This window comes from Streptomyces sp. NPDC041068 (assembly GCF_040647455.1).
Lineage (GTDB): Bacteria > Actinomycetota > Actinomycetes > Streptomycetales > Streptomycetaceae > Streptomyces.
Window position 1 is genome coordinate 152,696 of the sequence record NZ_JBEZCG010000017.1, and the last position, 20,361, is coordinate 173,056.

The 20,361-nt window shown below is 70.3% G+C and carries 20 protein-coding genes; 12 read left to right on the top strand and 8 right to left on the bottom strand.

The window, feature by feature from the left end; translation table 11 throughout:
• Positions 1 to 39 precede the first annotated feature (39 nt).
• From AB0B50_RS33920 to AB0B50_RS33945, 6 genes are all read left to right on the top strand, one after another.
• Positions 40 to 1,353: a glucarate dehydratase family protein gene (locus AB0B50_RS33920; protein ID WP_362339652.1), complete on the top strand. Its 1,314-nt coding sequence runs from the start codon at positions 40 to 42 to the stop codon at positions 1,351 to 1,353.
• Between the two features lie 63 nt (positions 1,354 to 1,416).
• Positions 1,417 to 2,520 carry a PfkB family carbohydrate kinase gene (locus tag AB0B50_RS33925; RefSeq protein WP_362339653.1) on the top strand — a complete coding sequence of 368 codons (1,104 nt, stop codon included), beginning with the start codon at positions 1,417 to 1,419 and terminating at the stop codon, positions 2,518 to 2,520.
• A 294-nt stretch (positions 2,521 to 2,814) separates the two neighbouring features.
• On the top strand, positions 2,815 to 3,849 hold the full coding sequence (locus tag AB0B50_RS33930) for a PhoH family protein (RefSeq protein WP_362339654.1): 1,035 nt from the start codon (positions 2,815 to 2,817) through the stop codon (positions 3,847 to 3,849).
• A gap of 12 nt (positions 3,850 to 3,861) precedes the next feature.
• A complete protein-coding gene (gene ybeY / locus AB0B50_RS33935) occupies positions 3,862 to 4,359 on the top strand; it encodes an rRNA maturation RNase YbeY (protein WP_055701710.1) in 498 nt (165 codons plus the stop codon).
• A gap of 4 nt (positions 4,360 to 4,363) precedes the next feature.
• On the top strand, positions 4,364 to 5,671 hold the full coding sequence (locus AB0B50_RS33940) for a hemolysin family protein (protein WP_362339655.1): 1,308 nt from the start codon (positions 4,364 to 4,366) through the stop codon (positions 5,669 to 5,671).
• Positions 5,668 to 6,024 carry an MmcQ/YjbR family DNA-binding protein gene (locus AB0B50_RS33945; protein ID WP_362339656.1) on the top strand — a complete coding sequence of 119 codons (357 nt, stop codon included), beginning with the start codon at positions 5,668 to 5,670 and terminating at the stop codon, positions 6,022 to 6,024. Before AB0B50_RS33940 ends, AB0B50_RS33945 begins: the two co-directional genes overlap by 4 nt.
• Positions 6,025 to 6,229: 205 nt before the next feature.
• On the opposite strand, the gene AB0B50_RS33950 is transcribed toward AB0B50_RS33945, so the two are convergent.
• Positions 6,230 to 6,361, bottom strand: coding sequence for a hypothetical protein (locus tag AB0B50_RS33950; protein ID WP_362339657.1), 132 nt, complete (start codon positions 6,359 to 6,361; stop codon positions 6,230 to 6,232).
• A 443-nt stretch (positions 6,362 to 6,804) separates the two neighbouring features.
• On the opposite strand from AB0B50_RS33950, the gene AB0B50_RS33955 reads away from it, so the two are divergent.
• Positions 6,805 to 7,725 carry a helix-turn-helix transcriptional regulator gene (locus AB0B50_RS33955; RefSeq protein WP_362339658.1) on the top strand — a complete coding sequence of 307 codons (921 nt, stop codon included), beginning with the start codon at positions 6,805 to 6,807 and terminating at the stop codon, positions 7,723 to 7,725.
• A 193-nt stretch (positions 7,726 to 7,918) separates the two neighbouring features.
• Positions 7,919 to 8,128, top strand: a complete 210-nt coding sequence (locus AB0B50_RS33960; protein WP_362339659.1) for a DUF397 domain-containing protein — start codon at positions 7,919 to 7,921, stop codon at positions 8,126 to 8,128.
• Positions 8,129 to 8,185: 57 nt separating this feature from the next.
• On the opposite strand, the gene AB0B50_RS33965 is transcribed toward AB0B50_RS33960, so the two are convergent.
• Positions 8,186 to 9,628, bottom strand: coding sequence for an MFS transporter (locus AB0B50_RS33965; RefSeq protein ID WP_362339660.1), 1,443 nt, complete (start codon positions 9,626 to 9,628; stop codon positions 8,186 to 8,188).
• 91 nt (positions 9,629 to 9,719) lie between these two features.
• On the opposite strand from AB0B50_RS33965, the gene AB0B50_RS33970 reads away from it, so the two are divergent.
• Together AB0B50_RS33970 and AB0B50_RS33975 are read left to right on the top strand one after the other, a co-directional pair.
• Positions 9,720 to 10,613, top strand: a complete 894-nt coding sequence (locus AB0B50_RS33970; RefSeq protein WP_362339661.1) for a helix-turn-helix transcriptional regulator — start codon at positions 9,720 to 9,722, stop codon at positions 10,611 to 10,613.
• Positions 10,614 to 10,639: 26 nt separating this feature from the next.
• Entirely contained in the window at positions 10,640 to 10,993 is a 354-nt protein-coding gene (locus AB0B50_RS33975; RefSeq protein WP_362339662.1) for a cytidine deaminase, read from the top strand.
• A gap of 254 nt (positions 10,994 to 11,247) precedes the next feature.
• Here AB0B50_RS33975 and AB0B50_RS33980 read toward each other — a convergent pair whose 3' ends face one another.
• On the bottom strand, positions 11,248 to 11,586 hold the full coding sequence (locus AB0B50_RS33980) for a P-II family nitrogen regulator (protein WP_362339663.1): 339 nt from the start codon (positions 11,584 to 11,586) through the stop codon (positions 11,248 to 11,250).
• Entirely contained in the window at positions 11,583 to 12,884 is a 1,302-nt protein-coding gene (locus AB0B50_RS33985; RefSeq protein WP_362339664.1) for an ammonium transporter, read from the bottom strand. Before AB0B50_RS33985 ends, AB0B50_RS33980 begins: the two co-directional genes overlap by 4 nt.
• 196 nt (positions 12,885 to 13,080) lie before the next feature.
• On the opposite strand from AB0B50_RS33985, the gene era reads away from it, so the two are divergent.
• Positions 13,081 to 14,034 carry a GTPase Era gene (gene era / locus AB0B50_RS33990; RefSeq protein WP_362339665.1) on the top strand — a complete coding sequence of 318 codons (954 nt, stop codon included), beginning with the start codon at positions 13,081 to 13,083 and terminating at the stop codon, positions 14,032 to 14,034.
• A gap of 66 nt (positions 14,035 to 14,100) precedes the next feature.
• On the opposite strand, the gene AB0B50_RS33995 is transcribed toward era, so the two are convergent.
• From AB0B50_RS33995 to AB0B50_RS34010, 4 genes are all read right to left on the bottom strand, one after another.
• Positions 14,101 to 15,339 carry an MFS transporter gene (locus AB0B50_RS33995; RefSeq protein WP_362339666.1) on the bottom strand — a complete coding sequence of 413 codons (1,239 nt, stop codon included), beginning with the start codon at positions 15,337 to 15,339 and terminating at the stop codon, positions 14,101 to 14,103.
• Positions 15,336 to 16,706 (bottom strand): GH1 family beta-glucosidase, encoded by a 1,371-nt coding sequence (locus tag AB0B50_RS34000; protein WP_362339667.1) that lies wholly within the window; start codon positions 16,704 to 16,706, stop codon positions 15,336 to 15,338. Before AB0B50_RS34000 ends, AB0B50_RS33995 begins: the two co-directional genes overlap by 4 nt.
• A gap of 115 nt (positions 16,707 to 16,821) precedes the next feature.
• Positions 16,822 to 17,088 (bottom strand): protealysin inhibitor emfourin, encoded by a 267-nt coding sequence (locus tag AB0B50_RS34005; RefSeq protein ID WP_362339668.1) that lies wholly within the window; start codon positions 17,086 to 17,088, stop codon positions 16,822 to 16,824.
• Between the two features lie 44 nt (positions 17,089 to 17,132).
• The gene (locus AB0B50_RS34010; RefSeq protein ID WP_362339669.1) at positions 17,133 to 18,209 is read right to left on the bottom strand and encodes a M4 family metallopeptidase; all 1,077 of its coding nucleotides are present in this window, start codon (positions 18,207 to 18,209) and stop codon (positions 17,133 to 17,135) included.
• A gap of 290 nt (positions 18,210 to 18,499) precedes the next feature.
• On the opposite strand from AB0B50_RS34010, the gene leuA reads away from it, so the two are divergent.
• A complete protein-coding gene (gene leuA / locus AB0B50_RS34015; protein WP_362339670.1) occupies positions 18,500 to 20,221 on the top strand; it encodes a 2-isopropylmalate synthase in 1,722 nt (573 codons plus the stop codon).
• Positions 20,222 to 20,361: the final 140 nt, after the last annotated feature.

Sequence of the window (20,361 nt, forward strand, 5' to 3'; positions counted from 1 at the left end):
GTTGACTAGCGTGCGTTCGCGTACCTAGTCTCCGTTCTCATGTATGGACAGTGTTCCGGCAGCCTCGTCATCGAAGATGTCCGTCTCACGCCCGTCCTCGTCGCCGATCCGCCGCTCCTCAACACTCAGGGCGTCCATCAGCCCTACACCCCGCGCCTCATCGTCGAGGTGGTCACACAGGGCGGCGTGACGGGGATCGGGGAGACCTACGGGGACGGGAAGTATCTGGAGCTCGCCCGGCCGCTCGCCGAGCGGCTGGTCGGGCGTGCGGTCTCCGATCTGAACGGGCTGTTCACACTCGCGGACGACGTGGCCGTGGATGCCGCGCGGGTCGACGACTCCGTGGACGTCGGCGGCCTGCGCGGGGTGCAGACCGCCGACAAGCTGCGGCTCTCCGTCGTCTCCGGGTTCGAGGTGGCGTGCCTGGACGCGCTCGGCAAGGCGCTCGGCCTGCCCGTGCACGCGCTGCTCGGCGGGAAGGTGCGGGACGCCGTGGAGTACAGCGCCTATCTCTTCTACAAGTGGGGCGAGCACCCGGAGGGCATCGCGAGCGAGCCGGTCGACGGCTGGGGTGCCGCGCTCGATCCGGCCGGGATCGTCGCCCAGGCCCGGCTCTTCGTGGAGCGGTACGGCTTCTCCTCCTTCAAGCTCAAGGGCGGCGTCCTGGCGCCGGACGAGGAGATCGCCGCGATCCGCGCCCTCGCCGAGGCGTTCCCTGACGCGCCGCTGCGGCTCGACCCCAACGGCGCCTGGTCCGTGGAGACTTCGCTGAAGGTCGCGGCCGAGCTCGGCGACGTACTGGAGTACCTGGAGGACCCGGCGCTCGGCACGCACGCGATGGCGGCGGTCGCGGCGGGCACGCGGGTGCCGCTCGCCACGAACATGTGCGTGACGACCTTCGAGGAGATACCGGAGGCCTTCGCGAAGCGGGCCGTGCGGGTGGTGCTCTCCGACCACCACTACTGGGGCGGCCTGCGGCGTACGCGTGAACTGGCCACGCTCTGCCGGACGTTCGGGGTGGGCGTCTCCATGCACTCCAACACCCACCTCGGCATCAGCCTGGCCGCGATGACGCACGTCGCCGCGACCGTGCCCGACCTGCGGTACGCCTGCGACTCGCACTACCCGTGGCAGGCCGAGGACGTGCTGACCTCGCGGCTGCGGTTCGTGGAGGGCAAGGTCGCCGTCACCGACGCCCCCGGGCTCGGCGTCGAGCTCGACAGGGAGCGGCTCGCCGCACTGCACGCGCGCTGGCTCGACCCGGACTTCCGGGCGATGCGGGAGCGGGACGACGCGGCGGCGATGCGGGTGGTCGATCCGCAGTGGGTGACTCCGGCGGTGCCGCGCTGGTGACTGTTCCGTCGTGCCGCGCGGGTACCCCGGGCCTCCGTGCGGCTCGTCCGTTACGTTGCCTGCATGGTCGTACCCGTACAGCCCACCGTCGACCCGCTGAAGACGGCACGCAGAGCCGGTGATCCGGACTGCGACGTCTATCTCACCGGCACGGTCTTCCTCGACATCATCTTCACCGGGCTCGACTCCGCGCCCGTGCGCGGGACCGAGTCCTGGGCGCGCGGCATGGGGTCGAGCCCCGGCGGCGTCGCCAACATGGCGACCGCGCTCGCCCGGCTCGGCCTGCGCACCTCGCTGGCCGCGGCCTTCGGGGACGACCACTACGGGGAGTACTGCTGGGACGCCCTCGAACAGGGCGAGGGCATCGACCTCACGACGTCGCGGACCGTGCCCGGCTGGCACTCGCCCGTCACGGTCTCCATGGCGTACGAGGGCGAACGGACCATGGTCAGCCACGGGCACGAGCCGCCGCCGGACGCGGACGCACCCGACGGGGGCGCCCCGGCGTGCCCGCCACGCGCGCGTGCCGCCATCGCTTCGCTGGCGCCGGGCACGCGCGCGCCGTGGATCGCGCAGGCCGCGCGGAGCGGTACGCGGATCTTCGCGGACGTGGGGTGGGACGACACCGGGCGGTGGGACCTGGCGGGCCTCGCCGACCTGGAGCACTGCGAGGCGTTCCTGCCGAACGCGGAGGAGGCGATGCGGTACACGCGGACGTCGTGCCCGCGGGCCGCGGCGCGGGCGCTGACCGCGCATGTGCCGCTGGCGGTGGTGACGCTGGGGGCCGAGGGCGCGTACGCGGTGGACGGGCGGACGGGGGAGACGGCGGAGGTCCCCGCCATCGAGGTGGAGGCCCTCGATCCCACCGGGGCGGGGGACGTCTTCGTCGCGGGGTTCGTCACCGGGACGCTGGCGGGGTGGCCGCTGGCGGACCGGCTCGCCTTCGCGGGGCTCACGGCGGCGCTCTCGGTGCAGGAGTTCGGCGGGTCCCTTTCCGCGCCCGGGTGGGCGGAGGTGGGGGCCTGGTGGCGCAGGGTGCGGGAGTTCGACGACCAGGACCCGGTGGCGCTGCGGCGCTATGCCTTCCTGGAGAGGCTGCTTCCGGCCGCTGCCCGGCCGTGGCCCCTGCGCCGTGCCGTTCCCACCATTGGGTTCCGCTCGGCCTAGTGAGGGTGCGGTCCGGCTGCGCCGGGGCTGGCGCCTTGCCACCCGTTGCCCGGCGGCTTCGGGCTGCGCCCGCCCTCCCCCAAGCTCTCGGCTTCGCTCGAGCAGGAGGGACCCCCCTCGCCCTGCGGAACGCCTGCCCACAGCGGAAACGGTCTGCCACGTGCCTCACGGTGCGTCTGGGGAGAAAAGGCCTACGGCTCTGTCAGCGCCCCGTCGTACCCTGGAAGCCGCAAGGCTGTCGAGCGGCCACCAAGCCCCGCATGAGGAGGATGAGCAGGCCTTCAGAGCCGGCCCATGACTCAGACACCCACAACTCACACCGACGCACAGGACCAGGCCCGAGCCCACTTCACCGTCCCGGCGAACCACCCGATGGTGACCGTCCTCGGCTCCGGCGACGCCCTGCTGCGGGTGATCGAGAAGGCCTTCCCGGCGGCCGACATCCATGTCCGGGGCAATGAGATCAGCGCCGTGGGCAGCGCCCACGAAGTCGCCCTTATCCAGCGCTTGTTCGACCAGATGATGCTGGTGCTCCGCACCGGTCAGCCGATGACGGAGGACGCAGTGGAACGCTCGATCGCCATGCTCAGGGCGGACGAGAACGGCAACGGCGCGGAGGAGACCCCCGCCGAGGTCCTCACGCAGAACATCCTCTCGTCCCGCGGCCGCACCATCCGCCCCAAGACCCTGAACCAGAAGCGGTACGTCGACGCGATCGACAAGCACACGATCGTCTTCGGCATCGGCCCGGCCGGTACGGGCAAGACGTACCTCGCCATGGCCAAGGCCGTGCAGGCGCTGCAGTCCAAGCAGGTCAACCGCATCATCCTGACCCGCCCCGCGGTCGAGGCGGGCGAGCGCCTCGGCTTCCTGCCCGGCACGCTGTACGAGAAGATCGACCCGTACCTCCGCCCGCTGTACGACGCCCTGCACGACATGCTCGACCCGGACTCCATCCCGCGTCTCATGGCCGCGGGGACCATCGAGGTGGCGCCGCTCGCGTACATGCGCGGCCGGACGCTGAACGACGCGTTCATCATTCTCGACGAGGCGCAGAACACCAGCGCCGAGCAGATGAAGATGTTCCTCACCCGCCTCGGCTTCGACTCGAAGATCGTCATCACCGGTGACATCACCCAGGTCGACCTGCCGGGCGGCACCAAGAGCGGTCTGCGCGAGGTCCAGCAGATCCTCGACGGCGTGGAGGACATCCACTTCTCGCGGCTCACGTCCCACGATGTCGTACGGCACAAGCTGGTCGGCCGTATCGTCGACGCGTACGAGCAGCACGACAGCCGCGCCACCGGCGGCGGCAACAACGGGAAGTAGACCAGCAGCGTCATGTCGATCGACGTCAACAACGAGTCCGGAACCGAGGTCGACGAGCAGGCGATCCTCGACATCGCCCGCTACGCCCTCGCGCGGATGCGCATCCACCCGCTCTCCGAGCTCTCGGTGATCGTCGTGGACGCCGACGCCATGGAGCAGCTCCACATCCAGTGGATGGACCTGCCGGGGCCCACGGACGTCATGTCCTTCCCGATGGACGAGCTGCGGCCGCCCATGAAGGACGACGACGAGCCCCCGCAGGGCCTCCTCGGCGACATCGTGCTCTGCCCCGAGGTCGCCACCAAGCAGGGCGCCGACGCGCCGACGCAGCACTCCATGGACGAGGAGCTCCAGCTCCTGACCGTCCACGGAGTGCTGCACCTGCTCGGGTACGACCACGAGGAGCCCGACGAGAAGGCCGAGATGTTCGGCCTGCAGGCGGCGATCGTCGACGGCTGGCGCGCCGAGAAGGGCCTGACCGGCCCGTCCCCGGCGCCCACCGTCTCGTAGCGCCATGAGCCCTCAGTTGATCGTGGGCGCCGTCGCCCTGGTCGTCGTCGCCTGGCTCGCGGCCTGCGCCGAGGCGGGCATCGCCCGCGTCTCCAGCTTCCGCGCGGACGAGGCGGTCCGCTCCGGGCGGCGCGGCAGCGCGAAGCTCGCGCAGGTCGCCGCCGATCCGACCCGCTATCTCAACGTGGCACTCCTTGTGCGGGTGGCGTGCGAGATGGCGGCGGCGGCCCTGGTGACGTATGCCTGTCTGAACGAGTTCGACGAGACCTGGCAGGCGCTCGCCGTCGCCATCGGCGTGATGGTCCTCGTCAGCTATGTCGCGGTCGGGGTCTCCCCGCGCACCATCGGCCGTCAGCACCCGCTGAACACGGCGACCGCCGCGGCGTACGTCCTGCTCCCGCTGGCCCGCGTGATGGGCCCGATCCCGCCGCTCCTGATCCTCATCGGCAACGCCCTCACGCCCGGCAAGGGCTTCCGGCGCGGCCCGTTCGCCTCCGAGGCCGAGCTGCGGGCGATGGTCGACCTCGCCGAGAAGGAGTCCCTGATCGAGGACGAGGAGCGCCGCATGGTGCACTCCGTCTTCGAGCTGGGTGACACGCTCGTGCGCGAAGTCATGGTGCCGCGCACGGACTTGATCTCCATCGAGCGGTTCAAGACGATCCGCCAGGCGCTCACCCTCGCGCTGCGCTCCGGCTTCTCGCGCATCCCCGTGACGGGCGAGAGCGAGGACGACATCGTGGGCGTCGTGTACCTGAAGGACCTGGCGAGGAAGACGCACATCAACCGCGACAGCGAGTCCGAGCTCGTGTCGACGGCGATGCGCCCCGCGACCTTCGTGCCCGACACCAAGAACGCCGGTGACCTGCTGCGCGAGATGCAGCAGGAGCGCAACCACGTGGCCGTGGTCATCGACGAGTACGGCGGCACGGCCGGGATCGTGACGATCGAGGACATCCTCGAGGAGATCGTCGGCGAGATCACCGACGAGTACGACCGTGAACTGCCGCCCGTCGAGGAGCTCGCCGACGGCTGCTACCGCGTGACGGCGCGGCTCGACATCGGCGACCTCGGGGAGCTCTTCGGGCTCGACGAGTTCGACGACGAGGACGTCGAGACGGTCGGCGGTCTGCTCGCCAAGCAACTGGGCCGCGTCCCGATCGCGGGGGCCTCGGCGGTCGTGGCGCTGCCGGACGGGCGGGAGCTGAGGCTCACCGCGGAGTCCGCGGCCGGCCGCAGGAACAAGATCGTGACGGTGCTCGTGGAGCCGGTCGCGTCCGGTGGGGACGCGGAGAAGGAGGGGGAATCCGGATGACACCCGAGGAGCTGCGGGCGTTCTGCCTCTCGTTCAACGACGCCGTGGAGGACTTCCCGTTCACGCCGGAGACCTCGGTCTTCAAGGTGGCGGGAAAGATGTTCGCGCTCACGGCGCTCGACCGGCGTCCGCTCACCGTCAACCTCAAGTGTGAGCCGGACATCGCGGACCGGTTGAGGGCCGCGCACGCCGAGATCGTGCCGGGCTGGCACATGAACAAGCGCCACTGGAACACGGTCACGGTCGACGGCGACCTGCCGGACCGCCAGATCAGGGAGCTCGTCGAGGACTCGTACGACTTGGTGGTCGCGGGTCTGCCACGGGCGGAGCGCCTGCGTCTCGATCGCCCTTGAGGGGCGTACGCGACCCGGGGTGTGCTCGGCAGAGTGTCCCAACAGCCCCTCGCCATCGGGGTGGAGGGGCGGCAGAATGGAGTGACAGGCGGATCCGAAACGCTCCCACTCCGGGCTGCCGGCCAAGGGAACTCGGAGTGGAAACGTCTGTGCGATGGCGTCCGCCGCATCTGGCCCCGGCCCCCAGGTCGGGGCCAGTTCCGTCTTACACGTGGGGCATGACCCACTTGTCGATGATCTCCTGGACCAGCAGTGCGAGGCTGATCCACGGAGCCGACATCGCGGCCCATTCCGTCCACTTGTGGATGGTGCGGCGCCCGTCAGGCTTCTCGGCCATCGGGCTGTTCTCCTTCCTGGTCCCACGTATGTCGTGGATACCGCGGCGATCCACGGATGGGCGGCGCCAGGAAGAGGGAACCGTCGACCTCGCGGCACTCGATGGAGTGAGCCGGTGCCGTGTCGGTCCTGGTAGTCAACCTCCTTGCTGGAATGGTCAGTTGGGCGTGCCGCTGCTTCAGACCAGCGTAGCCTGCACGTGAGCAGCTGGGTAGACTCCTGTCGGACAGGTGGCCGAAGTAAGTGTCATCTTCGGAGCCTCCGATGCGCAGCTCGCCAAATGCGATATAGCTATCCGGCAACTGCCGGGCCCTCCTGTTGCCGCTCCGGGCGGCTTGGGTTCTCCTGGCAGTGACGTGAACCGTCGCCTCGGAAGGTCTCGATGAGTAAGCTGCTAGTCTGCTATGTTGCACCTCGCACGGTCCGCTTGGGGGTGGAGCCATCATGAGCGTGCCAAATGCGGCACTCCAGCGGCTGCGGCTGCGCACCGAGCTCCGCAAGGCGCGGACCGCTGCCCGCCTCACGCAGCGCCAGGTCGCGTCCAAGATGGAGTGGAGCCCCTCCAAGCTGATCCGCATCGAGGCCGGTGAGGTGGGCATCTCGGTCAACGACCTGCGGCCTCTCCTGGATGCGTACGGCATCAGGGACCGGCGCAAGATCGACGAGCTGCTCGATCTGGCCCGGGGCAGCCGGAGAATGCCCTACAGCGAGTACCGCGACCTCTATCGCAAGGAGTTCCTGGAGTTCCTCTCCCTGGAGTCCTCGGCGTCGATCATCCGGCACTACGGCGCCATGGTGGTGCCGGGGCCGCTGCAGACCGAGGAGTACGCGCGCGCCATCATGCTCTCCTACAACAAGAGCATCTCCGACGAGCGCCTTGAGCGCGGTGTCGAAGTCCGCCTGGCGCGGCAGGAGTTGCTGACCTCGGGTGGGCGCGAGCTCTTCTACGTCCTCGACGAGGCGGTCGTGCGCCGACATGTCGGCGGCCGCGGCGTGATGCGCGCCCAGCTGGAGCGGCTCGCCGAGCTGGCGGCCAGGCCGGGCGTCACCATCCAGATCCTGCCCTTCAGCATCGGTGCCCACGCGGGCATCCAAGGGCCCTTCAGCCACTTCGAGTTCGAGGCCGACGAGATGCCGGACTCGCTCTATCTGGAGAACCCGCGAGGCGACTCGTACACCACCAACGCCCCGGACGAGACGGGCCGTTACCTGGAGCGGTTCTGGGAGCTCGAGGACCTCGCCATCAAGGACGACATCGGCACTCTGCTGCGGGCGCTGGCCGACAGGATGGAGGACGGCAGGGACGATCTGGAGACGCTGCTCGGGAACGCGACCCCCGTGGAGGCGGCCGTCGCGCAGGAGTAACTCGCCCTGGACCACGGGATCTTGGCGGGAAACGGGTCGTTCATATTCGAATGGCGCCCCGTTATTCTGGAAGAGGTGCTGCGTGTCCCTGCACCAGCCGCACGGGGGAGCCGACTGAGCTGGAATCCCGGCCTCCGTCCTTCCGCCGTGAGCAGCGACGGCTGGTCTTCCGCACCCGGGGTGGAGGAGAAGCGTGGGCAGCTCATGGACGTGGCGCAAGAGCCGCGCGAGCGATGGTCCGGACGGCGCGTGCGTGGAGATCGCCTGGACCGGTGAGGCGGTGCGTGTGCGCGATTCGACACGGCCCCGGGACGCTGTGCTCGCCTTCGGCCCGGAGGCCTGGTCGGCCTTCCTCGTCCTGGCGGACCGGGCGGCGCCGTCCGCCGGGGCGCGCCGCCCATGAGACATGGTGACGGCCCGCCTCCCAAGGGGGTCGGGCCGTCACTGTGTGAGGGGGCGGCTAGGCGCGGAGGGCGGTGCGGCGCAGGCCGAGCGAGATCAGGCCCGCCGTCGTAAGGACCACCGCCGCGTCGATCAGGAGGACCGTCCGCGTGCCCGCGAGGAGGTCCGTCGTGGTCGTCGCGAGGACGCCGAGCAGCGGGATGCCGATCGTGATGCCCACCTGCTGGGTCGAGGTGACCAGGCCCGTCGCCAGGCCCTGCTCCTCGTCGGGGACGCCCGAGGTGACCGTCACGCCGTACGAGACGATCGCGCCCAGGTGGAACATGCTCGCCACCGACACCGCGGCCGTGGCCAGATACACCGACCAGCCGCCCTCGCCGATGCCGAGCAGCGCCGCCACGAACAGGCCCTGACCGACCAGGGATCCGACCAGCGTGCGGCGTGCGCCGAAGCGGCCGATGACCTTGGGCGCGTACACACCGGCGACCACCGACAGGACGCCCTGCACACCGAAGACGAGGCCCGTCTCGAAGGCCGACAGGTGCAGGATCTCCTGGAAGTAGAGGGTCAGCACGAAGACGACCGTCGTCATCATCGAGAAGGTGACCAGACCGCCCAGGTTGCCCCACGCCACCGTGCGGCGGCCCAGCATGGGCAGGGAGACCAGCGGCGAGGCGGTGCGCGACTCGACGTATCCGAAGGCCGCGAGGAGCAGGACGCCCGCCACCAGCGTGACGATGACGTCGGTGCCGCCGAAGCCGCGCTCGGCGGCCGTCGACAGGGCGTAGATCAGGGCGAGCAGACCGCCGGTGACGGTCACCGCTCCGGGGATGTCCAGGCGCGGGCGGTCGGGGGTGCGGGACTCCGGCAGCAGGCCCGGCGCCAGCGGCAGCACGATCAGTGCGAACAGGGTCAGCAGGCCCATGGTGGAGCGCCAGCCGAGGGTGTCGGTGAGGACGCCGCCGAGCACCATGCCGACCGTGAAGCCGAGCGAGAGCAGCGTGCCGGAGATGCCGAGGGCCCTCTCGCGCTGCGGGCCCTCGGGGAAGGTCGTGGTCAGCAGGGACATGCCGGTCGGCACGATGGCCGCGGCGCCCACGCCCTGCAGCGCGCGCCCGGCCAGGAACGACGCCGGGTCCCAGGCGAACGTGGCGAGCAGCGAGGCCAGGCCGAAGAGCGCGAGCCCGGCGAGGAACAGCCTGCGCCGCCCGAACAGGTCGCCGGTCCTGCCGAAGAGGAGGAGGAAGCCGCCCGAGGGCAGCGCGAAGGCGGTCACCGCCCACTGCAGGGCGGACTGGCTCATGCCGAGGTCGGCGCCGAGCACGGGCAGGGCCACGTTCAGGACGGAGAAGTCCAGCGCGACCATGAACTGCGCGGCGCAGAGCACGAACAGGATGAGCCTGTCGCGGGAGGAGAGCTTGGGTGCGGGAGCGGGGGTGTGCGGTTGTGGCGCCGGAGGGGCGGCCTGGGTGGACGGGGCGGTGGAGGTGTCGATCGCCATGGTCAAGAGCTTGGATCGGCCGGAATACCCGTGGGGAGCGGGAACTTATGCTGGTGGCCGTAACACCAGTCAGGGCTTGGGGGAGCAGCACATGGCAACAGCGTCGGTCCCGGACGCCGCGAAGGCCCACCGCCTCGGCGAGCTGCGGGAGTTCCTGATGAGCCGGCGCGCCCGGGTCAGCCCTGCGGAGGCCGGGCTGCCGGACGGCGGCGGTCGGCGGCGCACGCCGGGGCTCCGCCGCGAGGAGGTCGCGGTCCTCGCCGGGGTCGGGGCGTCCTGGTACCAGTGGTTGGAGCAGGGCCGCGACATCTCCGTGTCGCCGCAGGTCCTGGACTCCGTGGCGCGCGTCCTTCGGCTCAGCGGCGCCGAGCGGCGTCACCTCTACGTCCTCGCCGGGCTCAATCCGCCGCGGCCCGAGGTCGCCAGGGACGACCAGGACATGTGTGACGGGCTGCGGCGGCTCATCGAGGCGTGGCTGCCGTATCCGGCGCACATCATGGACGCGTACTGGAACTGCGTGATGTACAACGACGCGTCGGCGTCCGTGCTCGGCATGCGCTCGGAGACCTCCGACAACTGTCTGCTCACCTTCTTCACCGACTCCATCTACCGTGAGCGAGCGAGCAGTTGGGAGCGGAACGCTCCGCAGGTCGTGGCGATGTACCGGGCCGCGTGCTCGGAGCTGCCGGACGACGACGGGTTCGCGGCGGTGATCGCCGAGGCGAAGGCGGTGAGTGCGGAGTTCGTGGAGCTGTGGGAGCGGCGGGACGTCCTGCCCGGGGGGCAGGTCACCAAGGAGATCGAGCATCCGGTGGCGGGGACGCTGTTCCTTCAGTCCACCCAGCTGAAGGTGCCGGCCAGGCCCGATCTCACGATCGTGCTGCATACGCCGTTGCCGGACGCGGAGGTGGACACGGCGGGGAAGTTGGCGTGGCTGGCGTCACCGGAGGGGCGGCGGGGGTCGATCCATCCGGTGGCGGGGTAGTGGGGCGTGCTCCGTATGCTCGGGGCATGACTGAGAGTGCCGCGCTGGATCCCGAGGACCGCAAGATCGTCACCCTGGCTCGTTCTGCTCGGGCCCGTAATGGGGTGCCTGAGGGGGCGGCTGTGCGGGATGAGACGGGGCGTACGTATGTGGCGGGGACCGTTGCGCTGGATTCGCTTCAGCTGTCGGCGTTGAGGACGGCGGTCGCGATGGCGGTGGCTTCGGGGGCGGAGTCGCTGGAGGCGGCGGCGGTCGTTTCCGGGGCGGAGGGTGTCTCGGCTGAGGATCTGGCGGCTGTGCGGGACCTTGGCGGGGCCGGTACGCCGGTGTTCCTCGCGGGGGCCGACGGGGAGGTTCGGGTGCGGGTGGAGGCGGGCTGAGGTCTTGCCTCCGGCGGGTTCTTCCCCGATCCCGCCCCTTCCCGAAACTGGGGCTCCGCCCCAGACCCCGCTCCTCAAACGCCGGAGGGGCTGAAGGACGTCAAACGCCGGAGGGGCTGAAGGACGACAAGCACCGGACGGGCTGAAGGACGACAAGCACCGGACGGGCTGAAGGACGACAAGCACCGGACGGGCTGGAAGATCCAGCCCGTCCGGTGCTTGAGGACGGACTCGGCGGAGCCGGTGATCTGCCGTCACACTGCGTCGGGGCCCCGTTCACCCGTCCTGACACGGATCACCGTGTCCACCGGGACCGCCCACACCTTGCCGTCGCCGATCTTCCCCGTATACGCCGCGCGAACGATCGCGTCCATGGCCGGGTCCGCGTCCAGGTCCGGGACGACCACCTCCACGCGGACCTTCGGGACCAGGTCGACCCGGTACTCGGCGCCGCGGTAGACCTCGGTGTGGCCGCGCTGGCGGCCGTAGCCGCTGGCCTCGGTGACCGTCAGGCCCTGGATGCCGAGTTCCTGGAGTGCCGTCTTCACCTCGTCCAGGCGGAACGGCTTGATGATCGCGGTGATCAGCTTCATGCGACGGTGCTCCCCTTCTTGACCGACGCGGAGCCCACAGGGCTCGTCAGGACGCCGTGATCGTAGGCGCTCTCCGCGTGCTGTGTCTGGTCCAGGCCGGTCAGTTCGTCCTCGGGCGACGCCCGGAAGCCCATCAGTCCGTCGATGGCCTTGCCGATGCCGTACGTCACGGCGAACGTGTACGTCGCCACGGCCGCCACCGCCACCGCCTGCTTGCCGAGTTGGGCGAGCCCGCCGCCGTGGAAGAGGCCCTCCTGGCCGCCCGCCGTCATCGTGGCCGTGGCGAACAGGCCGATCAGGAGGGTGCCCACCACCCCGCCCACCAGGTGGACTCCCACGACGTCCAGTGAGTCGTCGTAGCCGAGGCGGAACTTCCACGCCACGGCGTACGAGCAGACCACGCCCGCCGCGAGGCCGATCACCGCGGCGCCCAGGACGTCGACGACCCCGCACGACGGCGTGATCGCCACCAGGCCCGCGACCGCGCCCGACGCCGCGCCGAACGTCGTGGGGTGGCCGTCGCGCCGCTGCTCCACGAGGAGCCAGCCGAGCAGGCCCGTGCAGCCGGCGAGGACGGTGTTCAGCAACGACGCCGCCGCCAGGCCGTTCGCGCCGAGGGCCGAGCCGCCGTTGAAGCCGAGCCAGCCGAACCAGAGCAGGCCCGCACCCATCAGGACCATGGGGAGGTTGTGCGGGCGCATGGCCTCCTTCTTGAAGCCGATGCGCGGGCCGAGCACCAGGCACAGGGCGAGGCCGGAGGCGCCCGAGGCGATCTCGACGACCAGGCCGCCCGCGAAGTCCAGGGCGCCGAGCGCGTTCGCGATCCAGCCTTCGGGGCCCCAGACCCAGTGCGCCACGGGAACGTATACGAGGAGGGTCCAGACGGGGACGAAGACCAGCCACGCCGCGAACCTGGTGCGGTCCGCGACGGCGCCGCTGATCAGCGCGGCCGTGATGATCGCGAAGGTGAGCTGGAAGGTGGTGAAAAGGAGGGTGGGGACGGTTCCGGTGAGGGTGGTCGGGCCGATGCCGGCCATCCCGATGTGGTCGAGGTCGCCGATGAGGCCGGCGAAGGCGTCGTCGCCGAAGGCGAGCGAGTAGCCGGCGAGCAGCCAGACCACGGTGACCAGGGCTATCGAGACGAAGGACATCAGCAGCATGTTCAGCACGCTCTTCGTGCGGACCATGCCTCCGTAGAACAGGGCGAGGCCCGGGGTCATGAGGAGGACCAGCGCGGTCGCTGCGAGGAGCCAGGCGGTGTCGCCCGTGTCGAGGTGGGGGGCGGCGGAGGTCGTCATGGGGGGAGAGCGTCACGGGCCCGCGTTTCGTATCGGGCACCCGGGGGTTTCCGCCGTGTTTCGTGTTGCCGAGGGGTTGCCGAGCGGTTTCTGAGGGCTCACGGGGGCTCACGGCGCGGGCGCGGAGGCCGTGCGGGGCGGGGCCGGGGGCCGTGCCGGTGCGGCGGGGCTCGCGGGATCAGGGACAATGGGCGCCATGAGCGTTCGTACCCCGTCTTCAGCCGAGCCGTCCGATGCCGTGCACCGCGCCGGCTTCGCCTGCTTCGTCGGCCGCCCCAACGCGGGCAAGTCCACCCTCACGAACGCTCTGGTCGGCAAGAAGGTGGCGATCACCGCGGACCAGCCGCAGACCACGCGGCACACGGTGCGTGGCATCGTGCACCGGCCTGACGCGCAGCTGATCCTGGTGGACACCCCCGGGCTGCACAAGCCGCGGACGCTGCTCGGCGAGCGCCTGAACGACGTCGTGCGGACGACGTGGGCCGAGGTCGACGTCATCGGCTTCTGCCTGCCCGCGAACGAGAAGATCGGGCCCGGCGACCGGTTCATCGCCAAGGAGCTCGCGTCCATCAAGAAGACGCCGAAGATCGCGGTCGTCACGAAGACGGACCTCGTCGACAGCAAGGCCCTGGCCGAGCAGCTCATCGCCATCGACCAGCTCGGCAAGGAGCTCGGCTTCGAGTGGGCCGAGATCATCCCGGTCTCGGCCGTGGGCGACAAGCAGGTCGGGCTTCTCGCGGACCTGATCGTCCCGCTCCTGCCCGAGGGCCCCGCGCTCTACCCCGAGGGCGACCTCACGGACGAGCCCGAGCAGGTCATGGTCGCGGAGCTGATCCGCGAGGCCGCGCTGGAGGGTGTGCGGGACGAGCTGCCGCACTCCATCGCCGTGGTCGTCGAGGAGATGATCCCGCGCGAGGACCGCCCGGCGGACAAGCCGCTCCTGGACATCCACGCGTTCGTGTACATCGAGCGGCCGAGCCAGAAGGGGATCATCATCGGCCCCAAGGGCAAGCGGCTGAAGGACGTCGGCATCAAGTCCAGGAAGCAGATCGAGGCGCTCCTCGGGACGCCCGTCTTCCTTGATCTGCATGTCAAGGTCGCGAAGGACTGGCAGCGGGACCCTCGGCAGCTTCGCAAGCTCGGATTCTGAGCGGGTTCCGCGGGGCTCGGTGGATCACCGGCTTCGCCGAGTTCGTCCTCAACCGCCGGACAGGCTCTACTCGACTCCCCTGATCCGCGTCACCAGCACCGCCCCCACCAGCCCCGTCACCGCCGCCGTCAGGTACAGGACCCGGTAGCCGCCCAGGTGCGTCACTATCGGGGCCGCCAGAGCCGGGGCCGCTACCTGGGGGAGGGAGTTGGCGATGTTGATGATGCCCAGGTCCTTGCCGCGGTCCTTGGCCTCGGGGAGGACGTCCGTCATCAGGGCGAAGTCCACCGACGTGAAGACGCCGAAGCCGATGCCCAGGACCGCTGCCGCCACGATCGCGCCCGGCCAGGTCTGCCAGACGGCGAGCAGGGCCGTCGCCGCCGCCATCAGCGCGCCCGACCAGATCACGAACGGCTTGCGGCGGCCCAGCCGGTCCGACCAGGCGCCGCCCACCACGACCGTGGCGAGCATCGTCGCTCCGTTCACCGCCGTCAGGATCAGTACTCCCTCGTCCGGGTCCCCGTGGTTGAGGCGGTCCCTGAGGAAGTAGAGCAGGTACAGCAGCACGATCGAGTTGCTCGTGTTGATCAGGAAGCGGGTCAGCCAGGCCCAGCCCAGGTCCGGGTGGCGGCGCGGGCTCAGCCGGAAGCCCGCCAGGAAGCTCCGCCACTGCCAGGGCGGGCGGTCGGCAGCAGGCAGGCGCAGGTCCCTGTGGCGTACTACGTACGGCAGCACGCCCGCCACCGTGAACACCGCGCACGCCGCGTACCCCGCGACCGTCCCGCCCGCCACCGTCACGAGCCCCGTGCCGACGACCACGCCGAGCAGCTGCGCCGCGCCCAACCAGCCGCCCACGGAGCCCCGTTGAAGCCGCGGCACCCGGTCGGGCACCGCTGCCGTGATCGCGGCGAAGGCGGCGTTCAGGGTGAGTTGGACCAGGCACCAGCCCGCCGCCATCCACCACACCGAGTCCGCCGCGGAGAGCAGGAGGAGACAGGCCGCGCCGCCTGCCGTGCCCGCCACGATCCAGGGGGTGCGGCGACCCCAGCGGGACGTCGTGCGGTCCGAGACCGCGCCGAAGAACGGGTTCGCGGCGAGGGACACCACCGCGCCGACGCCCGTCACCCAGGCGAGGACCGCCTCCTTCGACGTGCCCGCAGGCGCCAGGTCCTCCGCCTGGACGGCGAGGAGGATCTGCAGCGGCCCGTACCAGCCCACCCAGATCGCGCCGTTGGCCACCGAAAGCGAAGTGGTCCAGCCCCGGCCGACCCGTGCGGTCGGCTCAGCGAGCGCGGTGCCGGTCATGGGCGCTGCGCCCGCAGAACCTCGCGCAGCCAGCCGTACGACGCCTTCGGGGTGCGCTCCAGCGTGTCGTAGTCGACGTGGACGAGGCCGAAACGCTGCCGGTACCCCTCCGCCCACTCGAAGTTGTCGACGAGGGACCAGACGAAGTAGCCGCGTACGTCCACCCCGGCCTCCAACGCCCGGTGCAGCGCCCTCAGATGACCGTCCAGGTAGGCGATCCGCTCCTGGTCGTCCAGACCCTCGTACGAGCAGCCGTTCTCGGTGACGACGAGGGGCGGAAGCCGGTCGCCGTACCGGTCCCGGAAGCCGGTCAGCAGCTCTGTGAGCGAGTCCGGGACGACCGGCCAGCCGAAGTCCGTGACCGGGTACCCCTCGATCTCCCGTGGCGAGAAGGGCAGTTCGGGCGGGAGCGTGACGCCGGAGAACTCCGCGGCCGTGCCCTCGGGGAGCGGGGCGCCCACCTTCGTCGGCTGGTAGAAGTTGATCCCGTACCAGTCGAGCGGCTCGGAGATCACCTTCAGGTCCGCCGAGAGGTCCGGCGAGGGCATCAACTCGCCCATTCCCTCCGGGTAGTGGCCGAGCAGCAGCGGGTCCGCGAAGAGGCGGTTGAGGAGTACGTCGTAGAAGTCCGCGGCGGCCGTGTCCTCGTCCGCGGCGGACGCGGGCCAGGTCGGGCCGTGCGAGTTGGCGATGCCGATGTCGTCGGCGCCCGCCGCGCGCAGGGCCTGTACGGCGAGGCCGTGCGCGAGGAGCTGGTGGTGGGCGACCGGCAGGGCGTCGAAGAGGAGCCGCTCGCCGGGCGCGTGCTGGCCGAGCGCGTGGCCCAACAGGGTGTGTTCCGCGGGTTCGTTGAGGGTGATCCACTTGGTGACGCGGTCGCCGACGCGGGCCGCCACCACGGCCGCGTAGTCGGCGAAGCGCTCGGCGGTGTCCCGCGCGAGCCAGCCGCCCGCCTTGTGCACGGCCAGCGGGGTGTCCCAGTGGAAGAGGGTGGGGACGGGGCGTATCCCCGCCGCGCAGAGCTCGTCGACGAGGCGGTCGTAGAAGTCGAGCCCTGCCGCGTTCACCGGGCCCGCCCCCGTGGGCAGGACGCGCGGCCAGGAGACGGAGAAGCGGTACGCGCCGACCCCCAACTCCCTGATGAGCGCCACGTCTTCGCGGTAGCGGTGGTAGTGGTCGCAGGCGACGGCGGCCGTCGTGCCGTCCTTCACGTTCCCCGGCACGGCCGTGAACGCGTCCCAGACCGAGGCGCCGCGTTCGTCGACGGCGCCCTCGATCTGGTGGGCCGATGTGGACACACCCCACAGGAAGTCGTGGGGGAACTGGGGGAACGGGTCTCTCGCCGATGTCGCCGCACTCGCTGCCATGGCCGGGATCTTCCGTACCGCCGAGTACGGAAGTCAATGGGCGTGCGCGGAAAAGATGAACAATGCTCAGGTTTTCCGGGCGAGGTTCTTCAGGGCGGTGTTCTTCAGGGTGAGGCTACGAGCCCTCCTTCAGTACCCGTGAGATCAGCTTCCGCTGCGGCTCCGTCAGGCGCGGGTCCGAGCAGTACACCGTGCGCCCGTCCACCGTCAGCTGGTAGTTGAAGCCGTCCGGCACTCCTATCGGCGGGGTGCTCCTGCCCTCGGCCAGGGCCCGTTCGGCCAGGGCGTGCCATTCCGGGGCATCGGCCAGCCCCGAGGTGTCCACCTCGGCGTGCCGGTCGATGCCCGCGAATCCTCCGGTCCGCTTCACCTGGATACGCATGGGTCCTGTCTACTCCACGGGATGGGCGGCCGGTAGCGCGCCCGTCAGTCGGTGGCGGGAACCTTGACCGTGGACCACGCGTCGATGACGGCCTTGAGCTCGTCGCCGTCGCCGTACTTCGCGCGTGCCGCGGCGACCGTCAGCTTCGCGAAGTCCGTGAAGGACGCGTCCTGCGCCAGCTCGCCGCCGGTCAGGACGGCGTACCAGATCTGTCCGGCCCGCTCCCACGAGTGACCGCCGAGCGCGTCGGCGACCAGGTAGAACGCGCGGTTGGGGATGCCGGAGTTGATGTGCACGCCGCCGTTGTCGCGGCCGGTGCGGACGTAGTGGTCCATGTCGGCGGGCTGCGGGTCCTTGCCGAGCACGTCGTCGTCGTACGCGGTGCCGGGCTCCTTCATGGAGCGCAGCGCCTTGCCGGTGACGCGCGGGGCGAGCAGGCCGGCGCCGATCAGCCAGTCGGCCTCGGACGAGGTCTGGCCGAGTGTGTACTGCTTGATCATCGAGCCGAAGACGTCGGCCATCGACTCGTTCAGGGCGCCCGGCTGGCCGAAGTACGTGAGGTTGGCCGTGTACTGCACGACGCCGTGGGTGAGCTCGTGGCCGATGACGTCCACGGGGATGGTGAAGTCGAGGAAGATCTCGTTGTCCCCGTCGCCGAAGACCATCTGCTCGCCGTTCCAGAAGGCGTTTCCGTAGTCCTCGCCGTAGTGCACGGTGGCGTTCAGCGGCAGGCCGTTGCCGTCGATGGAGTTGCGCTCGTAGGACTTCTGGTACAGCTCGAAGGTCGCGCCGAGGCCCGCGTAGGCGCGGTTGACCGTGGCGTCCTTGCCGGGCTTGTCGCCCTCGCCGCGGACCTTGCGGCCGGGGAGCTCGGTGCGGTGCTTGGCGTCGTAGATGGTGCGGTGCGGCTTGCCCGCCGCGGCTTCCTTGGGCGGGGTCACGCTGGGCGCGCCGATGACGGTCGTCAGACGGCGGTGGGTGCGCTCGATGGCGTCCCGCTCCAGGGTGCGGCGGGCGGGCGCGGCGAGTGCGGGGTCCTGGCTCTGGGCGAGAGTGTCCAGGACGTGGGGCGGCACGATGGTGCAGAAAACGGGCTCGAAACCCGTCGGGTTGGCGGTCATGGCGGCAATGTGGCACTGGGTCATGCCGCTGTCACTACCTGCAACCATGATTAGTGAAATAGAGGTATTGATCACGCCATAGCCGTTACCTGGCGGCGATCCCGCATACTGATACGGGCCCGCGCACGACGCGCGGCTCGGCTAGGCTCGCCCCATCATGCGATTCGGGCTGCTTCTCCTTAGCTGCCGCGGCGAGGGCCTGTAGTCGAGGCCGACCCCCTCCCCGCGGAGTTCGGTGTTGCGCTAAGACCGTCGGCCGTCCTTCCGGACATTCCCGAGGAGCCCCGCACATGCCGAACTTCCAGCGCCCCACCTCCATGCCCGTCCACAAGTACGGGCAGTACGAGCAGGTGGACATCCCCGACCGCACCTGGCCGAACAAGCGGATCACGGTCGCCCCCCGCTGGCTCTCCACCGACCTGCGCGACGGCAACCAAGCGCTGATCGACCCGATGTCCCCGGCCCGCAAGCGCGCGATGTTCGACCTGCTGGTCCGCATGGGCTACAAGGAGATCGAGGTCGGCTTCCCCTCCTCGGGCCAGACCGACTTCGAGTTCGTACGGTCGATCATCGAGGACGAGGACGCGATCCCCGAGGACGTGACGATCTCCGTCCTGACCCAGGCGCGCGAGGAGCTCATCGAGCGCACGGTGGAGTCCCTGAAGGGCGCCCGGCGCGCGACGGTCCACCTGTACAACGCCACCGCGCCCGTCTGGCGCGACGTCGTCTTCCGCGGCTCGCGCGACGCCGTGAAGCAGATCGCCGTCGACGGCACGCGCCTGGTCATGGAGTACGCCGACAAGCTGCTGGGCCCCGAGACGACCTTCGGCTACCAGTACAGCCCCGAGATCTTCACCGACACCGAGCTGGACTTCGCGCTGGAGGTCTGCGAGGGCGTCATGGACGTCTGGCAGCCCGACGCGGAGCGCGAGATCATCCTCAACCTGCCCGCCACCGTGGAGCGTTCGACGCCGTCCACGCACGCGGACCGCTTCGAGTGGATGAGCCGCAACCTCTCCCGCCGCGAGTTCGTCTGCCTGTCCATCCACCCGCACAACGACCGCGGCACCGCCGTCGCCGCCGCGGAGCTGGCCGTCATGGCCGGCGGCGACCGCGTCGAGGGCTGCCTGTTCGGCCAGGGCGAGCGCACCGGCAACGTCGACCTGGTGACGCTGGGCATGAACCTGTTCTCGCAGGGCGTCGACCCGCAGATCGACTTCTCGGACATCGACGAGGTCCGTCGTGTGTACGAGTACTGCAGCCAGATGGAGGTCCACCCCCGCCACCCGTACGCGGGCGACCTCGTCTACACCGCCTTTTCCGGCTCCCACCAGGACGCCATCAAGAAGGGCTTCGACGCGATGGAGACCCGGGCCGCGGGCCAGGGCAAGACCGTCGACGACATCGAGTGGGCCGTGCCGTACCTGCCCATCGACCCGAAGGACGTCGGCCGTTCCTACGAGGCCGTCATCCGCGTCAACTCGCAGTCCGGCAAGGGCGGCATCGCGTACGTCCTGCAGAACGACCACAAGCTGGACCTGCCGCGCCGCATGCAGATCGAGTTCTCGAAGATCATCCAGGCCAAGACCGACGCCGAGGGCGGCGAGGTCACGCCGGCCGCGATCTGGAGCGTCTTCCAGGACGAGTACCTGCCCAACCCCGAGAACCCCTGGGGTCGGATTCAGGTCAAGAACGGCCAGACGACGACCGACACGGACGGCGTCGACACCCTCACCGTCGAGGCCACGCTGGACGGCGTCGACACCGTCCTGACCGGCTCCGGCAACGGCCCGATCTCCGCGTTCTTCGACGCGCTGCAGGGCATCGGCATCGACGTACGCCTCCTGGACTACCAGGAGCACACGATGAGCGAGGGCGCGTCCGCGCAGGCCGCCTCGTACATCGAGTGCGCGATCGGCGACAAGGTGCTGTGGGGCATCGGCATCGATGCGAACACGACACGTGCTTCGCTGAAGGCCGCCGTCTCCGCGGTCAACCGCGCGGCGCGCTGACCCTTCCACCGGCGCCTTCCCGGCCCCGTCCGCCGATCAGGCGGGCGGGGCCGCGTCGTCTCCCGGCCATGTCCGGCTCGCTCTCCTGTACGAGGTGCTGACGCCACATCACCGATGTGGCTAACATCACGCCAACGCGG